12 protein-coding genes and 1 pseudogene are annotated in these 11,851 nt (G+C 60.1%); 4 read left to right on the forward strand and 9 right to left on the reverse strand.

The genetic code is table 11. The annotated features are described in order from the left end of the window. The 3 genes and pseudogenes from MOV75_RS00550 to MOV75_RS00560 form a co-directional block, all read left to right on the forward strand. Positions 1-381, forward strand: a pseudogene (locus tag MOV75_RS00550) (tagatose-bisphosphate aldolase); the annotation flags it as partial. A 44-nt stretch (positions 382-425) separates the two neighbouring features. After that, entirely contained in the window at positions 426-1,550 is a 1,125-nt protein-coding gene (locus tag MOV75_RS00555) for a mandelate racemase/muconate lactonizing enzyme family protein (RefSeq protein WP_246916451.1), read from the forward strand. Positions 1,551-1,696: 146 nt separating this feature from the next. Further along, a complete protein-coding gene (locus MOV75_RS00560; RefSeq protein ID WP_246916449.1) occupies positions 1,697-2,611 on the forward strand; it encodes a LysR substrate-binding domain-containing protein in 915 nt (304 codons plus the stop codon). Between the two features lie 80 nt (positions 2,612-2,691). Here MOV75_RS00560 and MOV75_RS00565 read toward each other — a convergent pair whose 3' ends face one another. The 9 genes from MOV75_RS00565 to MOV75_RS00605 form a co-directional block, all read right to left on the reverse strand. Then, complete coding sequence (locus MOV75_RS00565) at positions 2,692-3,459, reverse strand: amino acid ABC transporter ATP-binding protein (protein WP_246916504.1); 768 nt, start codon at positions 3,457-3,459, stop codon at positions 2,692-2,694. A 21-nt stretch (positions 3,460-3,480) separates the two neighbouring features. Next, a complete protein-coding gene (locus MOV75_RS00570) occupies positions 3,481-4,140 on the reverse strand; it encodes an amino acid ABC transporter permease (RefSeq protein WP_247004500.1) in 660 nt (219 codons plus the stop codon). Positions 4,141-4,149: 9 nt separating this feature from the next. After that, positions 4,150-4,827, reverse strand: coding sequence for an amino acid ABC transporter permease (locus MOV75_RS00575; protein WP_246916445.1), 678 nt, complete (start codon positions 4,825-4,827; stop codon positions 4,150-4,152). A 37-nt stretch (positions 4,828-4,864) separates the two neighbouring features. Then, entirely contained in the window at positions 4,865-5,722 is an 858-nt protein-coding gene (locus MOV75_RS00580; RefSeq protein WP_246916443.1) for an SDR family NAD(P)-dependent oxidoreductase, read from the reverse strand. Then, positions 5,670-7,037, reverse strand: coding sequence for a four-carbon acid sugar kinase family protein (locus tag MOV75_RS00585; protein ID WP_246916441.1), 1,368 nt, complete (start codon positions 7,035-7,037; stop codon positions 5,670-5,672). The genes MOV75_RS00580 and MOV75_RS00585 overlap by 53 nt, the downstream gene beginning before the upstream one ends. Continuing rightward, a complete protein-coding gene (locus MOV75_RS00590) occupies positions 7,034-8,293 on the reverse strand; it encodes a ribulose-bisphosphate carboxylase large subunit family protein (RefSeq protein ID WP_246916439.1) in 1,260 nt (419 codons plus the stop codon). Before MOV75_RS00590 ends, MOV75_RS00585 begins: the two co-directional genes overlap by 4 nt. A gap of 154 nt (positions 8,294-8,447) precedes the next feature. Then, the gene (locus MOV75_RS00595; RefSeq protein WP_246916437.1) at positions 8,448-9,248 is read right to left on the reverse strand and encodes a transporter substrate-binding domain-containing protein; all 801 of its coding nucleotides are present in this window, start codon (positions 9,246-9,248) and stop codon (positions 8,448-8,450) included. Between the two features lie 229 nt (positions 9,249-9,477). Continuing rightward, positions 9,478-9,771: a hypothetical protein gene (locus tag MOV75_RS00600; RefSeq protein WP_246916435.1), complete on the reverse strand. Its 294-nt coding sequence runs from the start codon at positions 9,769-9,771 to the stop codon at positions 9,478-9,480. Positions 9,772-10,622: 851 nt separating this feature from the next. Beyond that, entirely contained in the window at positions 10,623-10,838 is a 216-nt protein-coding gene (locus tag MOV75_RS00605) for a hypothetical protein (protein ID WP_246916433.1), read from the reverse strand. Between the two features lie 699 nt (positions 10,839-11,537). Here MOV75_RS00605 and MOV75_RS00610 point away from each other — a divergent pair. Beyond that, positions 11,538-11,780: a hypothetical protein gene (locus MOV75_RS00610; RefSeq protein ID WP_246916431.1), complete on the forward strand. Its 243-nt coding sequence runs from the start codon at positions 11,538-11,540 to the stop codon at positions 11,778-11,780. Positions 11,781-11,851: the final 71 nt, after the last annotated feature.

Below are 11,851 nucleotides of genomic sequence, written 5' to 3' on the forward strand. Positions count from 1 at the left end.
GGCCTGCCGGCCCGCGACGGCAGTGCGGCGGCGAAGGCCGCGCAGAAGGAGTTCGATGCGATCGGCGACATCTGCCGCGAACGGAGCATCCCCTGGGTGCTGCTGTCGGGGGGCGCCGCCCCTGAAAAATTCGAACGCGTTCTCGACTACTCCTATGCCGCGGGCGCAAGCGGCTTCCTCGCCGGCCGCACCATCTGGCTTGACGCCGTTCTGAAGAACTTTCCGGATCGTGCGGCGGTATCGGCGAGCCTCCGCAAGGATGGTCTCGGCGTGCTGGAACGGCTCAACAAACTCACCACGGCCAAGGGCTCGCCCTGGAAGCCGCGTTTTCCGGTGTTCGCTGATATCAAGCAGGAAGGTGACTTCGCGCGCGCCTATTGAGATAGTGGTTCCGCGTGGTTCATCCCGATCGTAGGCTCCGCAACATGACTGACGGTTTCACCATCCGCTCGATCGAGGCGTTCTGCTTTCGCTATCCGCTGTCGACGCCGGTGGTGACGTCGTTCGGCAAGATGCTCAACCGACCCGCCGTCATCGTTCGCGCCGTCGACGAGGACGGCGTCGAGGGATGGGGTGAAGCCTGGTCCAACTTTCCGGCGCCAGGCGCGGAGCATCGTGCCCGGCTCGTCAACGAGGTGCTGGCGCCCGGCCTTGTCGGGCGTAAATTCGACGGCCCGGTCCAGGCCTTCGAGGCGCTGACGGGGGGTACCGAGGTGCTGGCGCTTCAATGCGGCGAACCCGGTCCGTTCGCGCAGGCGATTGCAGGGATCGACCTCGCGCTATGGGACCTCTCCGCGCGTCGCCAGCGCTTGCCGCTGTGGCGGCTGTTCGGCGGCCAGTCGAACAAGATCAAGGTCTATGCCAGCGGCATCAATCCCGGTGGCGCCGCGCAGACGGCGGAAGCCGCGCTCAAACGGGGCCATCGCGCGCTGAAGCTGAAGGTCGGGTTCGGCGCCGAAACCGATCTGGCTAATTTGGCCGCGCTGCGCGGGATCGTCGGCGCCGGCATGCTTGCCAGCGATGCCAATCAGGGCTGGTCGGTCGCGCAGGCCATGGAGATGCTGCCGCGGCTTGCCGAATTCGATCTGCGCTGGCTGGAGGAGCCGATCCGCGCGGATCGCCCGCGCGAGGAATGGCGCAGGCTGCACGGACTCGCCAAGATGCCCATTGCCGCCGGCGAAAACATCTCGAGCCTCGAGGCCTTTAGGGAGGTTCTGGCCGAAGACGTGCTCGGCGTGGTTCAACCCGATATCGCGAAATGGGGTGGCCTTAGCGTCTGTGCCGGGCTGGCGCGCGACATCCTGAAGGCGGGCAAGACGTTTTGCCCGCACTATCTCGGCGGAGGCATTGGCTTGCTGGCGTCCGCGCATCTCCTCGCCGGTGTCGGAGGCGATGGCTGGCTGGAAGTCGATGCCAACGACAACCCGCTGCGCGATCTGCTTTGCGGCCCGATCATCAATGTCAGGGACGGCACGGTCGGACTGGACCACGACCCGGGGCTCGGAGTCGTGCCTGATCTTTCCAGTATCGAGCGCTATCGTAGCATCTAGCATGGTAGAGAGGCATGTCAGCGTCCGCGGTCGGAAACCGACGTGGCCTAGCTTATTTGCTGCACTTTCACACCAAAACCGGCGAACCTAACGGACAATCGATTTAATCTGACTATGAGATAAATATCGCATACATGGGGGATCGGATGCCGGCACCTTTGCCTTCTCTAAACGCCTTGCGCGCATTTGAGGCGACGGCTCGACATCGCAGCATCAGCCGTGCAGCAGTCGAGCTGGGTGTGACACATGGCGCCGTTAGTCGCCAAATCAAGGTGCTTGAGGAAGTCATGGGTGTGGCGCTCCTCATGCGCGGCACCAAGGAATCGGTGCCAACCCGGGAGGGCGAGCAACTCGTGGACGGCTTGTCGACGGCCTTCAACCTGATTCATGCCACCATTGAGCGTTTGAAGCCCGGTCCGTTAACGTTGTCCTGCTCAGCCTCGATAACCATGTGCTGGCTTATTCCGCGGATGCCCGGATTGTACGCCAAGCACCCCGGCATGGAAATCAAGCTCGACATGAACTACGACCGAGTGGATTTCACGCGGGATAACATCAGCGTAGCCATTCGAAACAACACGTTCGAACCGCCGAAGTCGGCGGTCATTCGTCCGCTTGGCACTGAGTGGATAGGTCCGGTGTGTTCTCCGGCCTATCTCAAATCCATCTCGCTGAAGAGACCCAAAGATTTGTCGAACGCCAGGTTGCTCGCGACCACGACCCGCCCAAATGCCTGGACCGATTGGCTCGCAGCAGTCGGAGAAGACGAGAGGGCGCCGCAAGTGCACCAAAGGTTTGATCATTTCTATCTGATGATCCAGGCGGCGACTTTCGGACTGGGGATCGCCGTTGTCCCGCACATGCTCGCCATAGGGGACCTGGAATCCGGCAGACTGATTGCCCCGTTCGGCTTTGCGCCCGGAGAACGTCAGCTCTCGCTTTGGATCGCGCCGCACCTGGCGTCGAGGAGCGACCTCAAGACTCTGGAGAAGTGGCTTTCGCAAGAACTGCGGGAAGGCTTGAAGCGTGCCTCGAAGCTCTCGTTGCCTCGGGGTTCCTAGCTGGCAAAGGTGCCGGGTTTCTGGAGTCCCGATTTGGGTCGGCCGGGCTCGGGCGGTCGGGTTTACGGCACGCAACTAGATTAAAGTTCGTGTGCAAGGAATGCCTGCAATTCTGGCGTGGCTGGACTGTCGAGCATGCTGCCCGGCCCGGTCTCCCAGACCTTGCCCTGATGCATGAAGACGACTTGATCGGCAATGCGTCGAGCAAAGTTCATCTCGTGGGTGACCATCACCATCGTCATGCCGTCATCGGCCAGACGCTCGATGACTCGCAGGACCTCGCCGGTCAATTGGGGGTCCAGCGCGGAAGTCACCTCGTCGAAAAGCATTACCTTTGGCTGCATCGCTAACGATCGGGCGATTGCGGCGCGCTGCTGTTGTCCACCGGAAAGCTGCTCGGGGTAGGAATCGAATTTCTCTGACAGCCCCACTTGTGCCAGGCAGTGCTTGGCCAACTCGACGGCCTGCTGTTTTGGCAGCTTCTTCACGGTGCGCGGAGACAGCATGATGTTCTCGGCGACGGTCAGATGCGGGAACAGGTTGTAGCTTTGAAACACTATGCCCACGTCCAATCGGAGTTTGCGCAGGTCCAAATCTGGTGCGGTGAGATTGTGTCCACAAACGTCAATTTGGCCCTGGCTGATCGTCTCCAGCCGGTCGACGCAGCGCAGCGCGGTGCTCTTGCCCGAACCGGATGGCCCAATGAGAACCGTCACCTCACCACGCTTGACCTCGAAGCTGATGCCTTTCAGAACTTCCAGGTTCGCGAAGCTCTTATGCACGTTGCGCAGAAGGACCACGACGTCGTTTCCTGCGGACGTATCGGGCCGATTTTGGGACATAGTCATCTCAGGCACGATTGATCTCCCTCAAACAGTGCGCATGCCGCGCGCCAGGCGGCTCTCTAGCTTGTGGCTGATAGCGGAGAGCGGGTAGCAGAGCGCGAAGTACACCAGGGCCACGACCGAAAATGTAATGAACGGCTGGAACGTTGAATTGTTGATGAGCTGGCCCGCGCGCGTCAGCTCCACGAAGCCCACAGCGGATGCCAACGATGTGTTCTTCACGATCTGGACCATGAAGCCGACCGTGCCCGGCGTTGCATTCCTGACGGCCTGGGGAATGATGACGTGGTACATCCGCTGCAAGCGGCTGAGCGCCAGACACTCTGCGGCTTCCCATTGAGCCTTGGGGACGGCCTGGATGCTGCCTCGCCAGAATTCGCCCAAATAGGCTCCGACCCAGATCGTCATGGACAGAATCGCAGCCACCAAGGGGGAAACAGATAGGCCCATTGCGGGCAAGCCGAAGTATCCAGCGAACATGATGACCAGTAGCGGCACGCCCTGAACCATCTGGATATAGAAGGAGGACACGCCCCGCAGTGCCGGGTTCGCGGAGACACGGCACAAGGCGATGCCCAGACCCATCAAACCACCGCCGATGAACGCGCAAAGCGACAGACCCAGGGTCAGCACGGCACCCTGTAGGAGAAACTGGATGTGGATGAGTCCGAAAGTCGGTGTCATAGCCAGACCTCAGAGCGCGGTGCCAAGGCGACGGCGGCGCGGGAAGGCCACCAGGGCGATCAGCCAGAATACGAAACGCATGGTGAGCGCGAGCAACAGGTAGATCAGGCCGATAGTGAGATAGGTTTCCATCGGTCGGAAGGAAGCACCCTGGATGAAATTGGCGTTGCCAGTCAGGTCCGAAACGGAGATCTGCGATGTAATCGACGACGCCAACATCAGCAGGATGAACTGGCTGGTCAGCGAGGGATAAACGCGCTCGACGGCCGGACGCAGGATAACATGCCAGTAGATCTGCGCCTTCGATAAGCCGAGGCACTCGGCGGCTTCCCACTGTCCCGCATGGACTGAGTTGATACCGGCACGCATGATCTCACCGGTGTACGCACCCACGTTGATGGTGAGCGCGATGATCGAGACCGTAATAGCGCTCAAGGTGAGACCCAGCGACGACAGGCCAAAGAATACCAGGAAGACCTGCACCAGGAATGGAGTGTTGCGGACAGCTTCAACGTAACAGGCGCAAAGCTTCGACAGCCACTCGAGCTTGGAGTTGCGGCCGATGGCGCAGAGGGTACCGATGATGAAACCGAGAATGGTGGCCGAGGCCGCCAGCTTCATGGTGACCAGCGCCCCGTCCAGCAGCAACGGCCACCGCTCAATAATTGGAGAAAAGTCCAGCGACACGGTGGCTCCTCGCTCTCTATGCCTGCATTTTACCTGCTCACGCCGAGGCTTTCGGTGCCTTGCGCTCTCCGAACATCAGACCACCAGTGCGGAATCCTCCGTCGACGTTCAGAGTGTGTCCCTGAACGTACCGCGCCTCCTCCGAGCACAGGAATACCGCGGCATCAGCGATTTCCTCGGGCATGCCATAGCGCACCATTGGGATCAGGTAATTGTAAGCCGCACGCGTCGCAGCATCATGCGCGGTCGCCGCCATGTCGGTCTCGATAGCGCCTGGCGCGATGTTGTTGACGTTGATGCGGTGTTCGGAGAGCTCGACGGCCATGACCTTTGTGAGCAACTCAAGACCCGCCTTAGCCGATCCGTAGGCGGCGCGACCGTTGCCGCCGCGTTGACCGGAAAGAGAGGCGATATTGATGATCTTGCCGCCGTGGCCCTGCTCGACCATCTGTCTGGCGCAAGCCTGAGCCACTAGGAAGGCACCGGTCAGATTGATGGAGATGATTCGGTTCCAGAGCTCCAGCGGCGTGTCCAGGAAGGGTGTATTGCCGCCGACACCGGCATTGTTGATGAGGATGTCGAGGCGGCCGCACTGGGCCACCACGGCTTTCAGAAGTTTCAGGACAGAAGCCTGTTCGGCAACGTCGACGGAGAAGCCGAAGGCCTTGCCGCCGGCCGCCTTCAGCTTTTCAGCGGCCGCGTTCGCGCCCTCGCCATTGATGTCGGCGACCGCGATCGTTGCGCCTTCGCGAGACAGAGCCGTCGCGATCGCGAAGCCAATGCCGCGAGCGCCACCGGTGACGAGAGCAATTTTGTTCTGAAGCCTCACGATATCTCTCCTTTTATTGTTCGCCGCGAGCAGCGGTGAAGAAATCCGGCGTGCCGGTCTGACCACCCTTAAGCGCGATCTCCAGGCCATCGATGGCGGCGTCCGGTGAGTGTGCCCGGCACAGCGGGACGCCCGGCGACAACGGCGCGACAGCGCTGAGCGCGTCGATGCCGAGGCGCGACGCAGCCTGACCCGAAGTATCTCCGCCGGAGATGACGACCCGACGCAGCCCGGTCTGACGGATAAGTGCATTCAGGATGTTGCCGAGCGCGCTACCAATCCGATCGTTCACCACGGAAATTGGAATACGGCTGGCCGCGATGGCAGTACGGAAGATAGAAACCCGTTCGTCGTCGGGGCCGGCAGCCGTGAAGACCAAAGGGCTACGGCCGGTCCCGACGGCCTGCAACGCGGCCGCGATAGCCCGTTCGGTTTCCACCCTCAGGGCATCTTCCGAAACGGCTCGCTCGGCAGCGAGCGGAATGAGCTCAAAGCCTTGGGCCTCGGCATGCCTGATTTGCTCGGCGGTGATTGGGGAGACTGAACCCGAGACAATGGCGATCTGCTCAACTCTCTTCGGTGGCGCGGCTGCGGATGCTGGCGGTATCAAGCCAGCCGCGCGCCAGTAGGCCACCAGCGCTTGCTCGACACCCTGGGAGCCGAGAACGAATTGGCGCTTGCCACCTTCCTCCCAGATGAGGCGACCGCCTTCTTCGAGCGTTTCCTGATCCAGGACGTCCAGCGAGACGATTTCCGCCCCACGCTGCAGTTCGCGCTGGAGCAGAGTGCTGGACCCACCCTTCTTCATGGTCGCGAAGTCGACCAAGCCGATCCGCAGGGTGGTCAGTCCGGCAAGGTGACGCGCAAGGTCGGCCTCATGCATTGGCGTGACGGGATGCACTGACATGGTGGGATGCCGGTCGAGCCGGTAACCAACGCCATTGGCATGAGCGAACAGGTTGCCGAACGCCTGGAAACGCCCCATCCCCGGGTCCGATACCAACATCGGCGCCCAGCCCGGATACTTGCGAAGGCCGATCTCGGCTGCACGACCGACATTGCCGATGTGAGAGGCTGAATCAAAGGTCGAGCAGAGCTTGTAGTGGAGGATAGGCGCACCGGCTTCGTCCAGCAGGTCGAAGACAGCCGGCAAGTTTTCGTCCATCCATTCTGGACTGCGAGCGCGCGCGATGCCGGCGATGCCTATTCCGCTATACTCGCCAGCGATTTGACGTAGCCGCTCTTTGGACGGGGGCTGCAAGAACAGAATTGTTTCCAAGCCAGCAAACGCCAGCACCTCCATCGCGGCGGAGGAGCCGGTGAAATCGTCACCATAGAACGCGACGAGCGGTCCACTGAGAATGGGACGGTGCAGGCTCATACTGCTGAATCCATTGCTGCCTGAAGGGCAGGATGGGTGAGCGCATAATCGGCCTGCGGCACACCTTGCAAAGCAGCATCCCAGGCCTCGCGCAAGGCGCTTACTCCGGCCCCGGGGCCACCGGGATGCCCCATGATGCCTCCACCGGCCGTCACAATCAGGTCGGTCGAATTGAGGGCCGCATGCGTGCCCGGAACCTGTTTCACGCCCTGACCGGATGAGAAAACCGGCATGACGGTACAGGGCTTATCCGAGAACATCGGTGTCAGGCAGGCACGTGCCGCCTCGATGACGCTCTCGTCACCTTCCGAGAACTTGTTGGCAAGGCCATTCACATGCATGTGGTCGGCGCCGGCCAGGCGCCAGATCTTGTGCCAAGCGACGAAAGACCACCCGAGCATCGGGTAGCGCGAAAGATAGCCCCAGCCATTGCGATGGGCATGGATGGGCAACTGCGAGAACTTGGCGAGCTCGATCATGCCGGCGAGACCAACCGAATTGAGGCTGGCCATGAGGCACGTTGCGCCGTGCTTCAGCAGAACGTCATGCCGCCGTTTCATCTCTTCGACATCACCGGTCAGGTTGAAGGCATACATGGCCTTCTTGCCGGTCTTGTCCGCGTTGGAATTGATTTCGCGCATCACGGCGGCGACGCGGTCATTGAAGGGACAGTACGGGCCGTCCGCTTGTAGCTCGTCATCCTTGATGAAATCGATACCTGCCTCGCAGAGGGTTTTGACCAAGGCAGCCGTTTCTCCTGGGCTGAAGCCGACGCTGGGTTTGATGATGGTGCCGATCAGAGGACGATCCTTGACGCCTGCCAGGCGTCTTGTGCCTTCGGCACCAAACTTCGGCCCGCAGTATGCCTTGGCGAAGGAAGGGGGCAGGCGGATATCGAGAATGCGAAGCCCGCTGACTTGACGAAGTTCGAACAGGTTGCCTGCCACCGTCGACATCAGGTTCGGCAGTGAAGGGCCGAGCGTGGCGAGCGGCCATGACAAGGTCAGCTTGGCCCTTGTGAGGCCTTCGTTGTCGGGGGAGGGACCAGAGGAGGGCAGGGAACGGCGACCGACTGCCTCGCTCACGACGTCTAGCTTTACGACCTTCGCGGCAGCGCGTTCACGAAGTTCTGGAGTCTCGCCGGGTACGGGGACAAAAGTGCCACTAGACTGCTCCCCCGCGATGGTTTCGGCAGTCCTTTCCACATCGTCGGGAGTCTCAAGCAGATAGTCCGCTTCGATGCGTTCCTGGGTCATTGATACGTCCAATGATAAGCTTCGTGCTTATTGTTGTTGATGTAGGCTAAACGGCACTGCGCGGATAAACCTTACGCATCCAGGGCCGGGGCGGGCCGGCTCCATGCGCCAGCCGGGTCACATGAGCCTACGCGCCATGTGACGACACGTCTGGCTATTGGAGGATTTCATCCGGGATATCGATGTTGTGAAACTTCTTGAAATAGCCGTTCAGCTTGCCGTTCTTGACATTCGTGCTGATCCACTCGTTGAGCTTTTCGAGCAGTTTTGTCTCGCCTTTCCTCACTCCCATGGCGATGGGGAACTGGTTGATAACCAGCTTGGCCTCGAACTTGCGATTGCTGGAGCGTTCATTGATGGCTCTCATCTGCGGGTCCGCGAGCCCGAGATAAGTCGCCTGGCCCGAGACGGCGGCAGTAATGGCAGTGGCATCGTCATCAAAGCGGATAACGGTGAAGCCGTACTGCTTCTCACGTTCGCCGGACAAGGCAACGTCCTGCGCTGTGGTGCGGACGACAGCGATGCTCTTGCCCTTGAGGTCTTCCCACGACTTGGTCGTGTCGTTCGTCGGCGCGATCACCGTAGTGCGGATGAAAGAATAAGGTTTGGTATAGTCGACGACCTTCTTGCGCTCTTCCGTGATTGACAGGGACGAAATGATCACGTCGGCCTTGTCTGTATTGATGTTCGGAATACGGGTTGGGCCAGTTGTGTTGATGAATTCGAGTTCGACACCCCAATCAGCGGCCAGGGCTTTGGCCACTTCGACATCAGAGCCGGTTGGTTTCAGGGATCCGTCCAGCATGCCGAAGGGCGGGATACCCAGGTCGGTCGCAACCCGGATCTTCTTCTTGCTGGTGATGTTATCCAGGACATCTGCGCTGGCGGGCGCGGCGATCGCCAAGCCAGCGGCGGCCATGATCGCAAACGCGAAATGACGACGGTTCAGTTTCATCCCTAATCTCCCATTGCTTGTCCGAGCCAGTTCCGGCCCTTTGAATCCGCCACCTTTGCCACAAGTAAGCTCCACCTCTTCGGCTGCGCCTGAGACGAACTCAAGAAGGCGGCTGGGAGCATGCACAGGCAGGCTGCGGGCGAACTGTAGGCAATCGACCCCCGGTTCGGGACTGCATAAATTCTCGGCTGGATATGAGTTTTTTTGACGCTCAGAGCCGACCAGGGCGTCAGATCCGAGCGCCGGCTGCCTGGCGGCCGACCCGGTCAGACGCGCCGCCTCGGAAACGGGTAGCACTCCAGAGGATCGTGGATGAACTGCGTCGCATCTGGCATTCGCGATCGAGGGCAAGGGCGATCGCTGGCAACCGCGCCGAGCTAGAGTCGTCGGCGATGCCGCATGCTTCCGTCAGATCGTGGAGGAAGCGTTCCGCATCCGCTCCAAGGAAGCCGACCACGACGTCGTCCGCGTAGCGCCTGGCGATCATATCGCCGGGGTGCGGCGTCAACAACAAGCGGTGCAATGCCCAGCGCCTTCGATCCGACGGTCCTGACTATGCAGGATCGGCCACGTGGGGGCCAGGGTTGGGCAGATCAGCTGGCGATAGCCGGAAGGCCCGCGGTCATGGATCGGTTGGCGATCACGTGCGACCGGCGACTATACTATTTTCGCGAAAGTACATAACGGGGAGAATGCCAAAGAAGATGCGGTAACAGATTGAACTTGCGAGGTGATCCCTGCTCCTCGCCCCCATGAGGAATTGGAGCGCGAGGTTAGAAGGTGGCGTGTGCACCATGTGCGCACCGGGAGATCAAGAGAAATCCATCATGGCGAGCCGAGCCGGCGCTTGTGGAAGCGGGATAGACAGGACACGAGGCTTGCGCAGTCCCAGAGCTTAAGGCTTGCGCATCCATGCTGGTCTGCAATCAAGCCAGACGGTGATCAGAAACGCACCCGCTTGGGAATCCCGCGCGTCCGATACCTCGTTGCTCGGGGCCTTCGTGCGTGCGGCGACGACGCCGACCGCCGTCTTTGTACCGAGTGCCGTGCTTCCGCCCCTCGTACCCTCTCCCTGAGCCGCTTCAATTGAGCCAGCAGGCTAGCGAGTTCGATCGTTGTGTGACGCAGAACAGCGAGGCTGCAGACTCCACTACTCACTACCACACCCCCAAACAGGCCTTCGAATCCGCGACGGGAAGCTCAAAATTGTGATGACGTGCCAATAACGTCTAAGCGATGCATCCTCGAGCCGTCCGTTCGCTTTACGACGATACGCGGAAATATTTTCGAGCGTTTTAATGCGCCGCAACAGGAATGCCTGTCTCGAAGAGAGAGAATTTGGACGGACTCTCTAAAACGGCCTCGGCATTGGCATCAGCACGAGGGAGCCGCACCGAGGATATCCGTCGTCCGAACGATTGGCTCTTCGACCCAGGCCTCGCGAGCGAACCAGTTGTGATCGGCCTGACAAGTCGGGCAACGAGTATTGCCGAAAAACACGATGCTTCGCAGGAACGTCTCACGATCGGATTTGATACCGGTCGGAATCGCGCGACCGGTTTTCGGGCACTTGACCATAATCATACCCATGTGAGCTCCCTGAAACATCTGCCGGATAAAAGGGGCCGGTCGGCTGGAGTGCGCTCTTGTCGGTGCGGGTTACTTGGGGGGGCATCGCACCTGGGTCGATGTTCGAGCAAAGGGCAACTTGCTCGTGACGACGCTTCTCCAACCGACCGGATTCTTGCTGGGCGAATTCTTGGGATCCTGCCGGCTTTGGCCCGGCAGGCCTATGAAATGAGGCTTCGACCTCAACCGAAAGCTTCTGGGGGACCCTTCACAATTATCATGTCCAAATCCCTGCGGCTTCGTGCGGAATATTCCGCTCGCAATGAAGCCAATATCTTCCTCTTGTCGGACAGATCAGCCAACCGGATCACTGGTCTCACTCCCCCTCGTGCAATCCGTTAATATTCTCCGTTTTTCTTTTAATGCGCAATTAAATTCGCATTGTCGGTCCGGTTTGCGACTTTCGGCCGATTTATTTTGCGGGCTTGTCGCGGCAGGATGTCACATCGGAAAGCGTCAAGCCCTGCGCACATTCAGCTATTCCCTCACTACCTGTCGCCGGTTCGGGGCGCGCCACGATTTGACTTGGTAACGGATGGTTTGTGCGTGGTTCAAATATGAAATAAATTTTGTTATATGGCGGCGTTGTAAATATCGTTGTTAATTGCTGCCGATCAACTAAGCTAAGCTCGCCCAGGTTTCGTTCGTCTGGAGGAGACAATGTGGGATTTAACTTTTGGCGGGTACGACCTCGCCCCCGATGCGCCGCAGTTGACCCAGATGCGCGCGGAGTTGGTGAATATTGGCGAGAAGGAGCGCATTCTGCGAGAACGCAGTGCCGATCGCGAAGCCTATCGGTACCTCCTGGATGCTCATCGGTTGAGCGCGAGCGAGCTTTCTTTGAGAGTAGGTGTTGAACATTTCTCCGCAGGGGAGGGCGCAGGGCGGTCAGCTGTGGCATGACTGACCGGATTGTCGTTACGAAACGAGACCGATTGGGTGACTTGTGCCCGGCAGATGGGAATTGCCGTGCC

Source organism: Bradyrhizobium sp. PRIMUS42 (genome assembly GCF_023006515.1).
GTDB lineage: Bacteria > Pseudomonadota > Alphaproteobacteria > Rhizobiales > Xanthobacteraceae > Bradyrhizobium.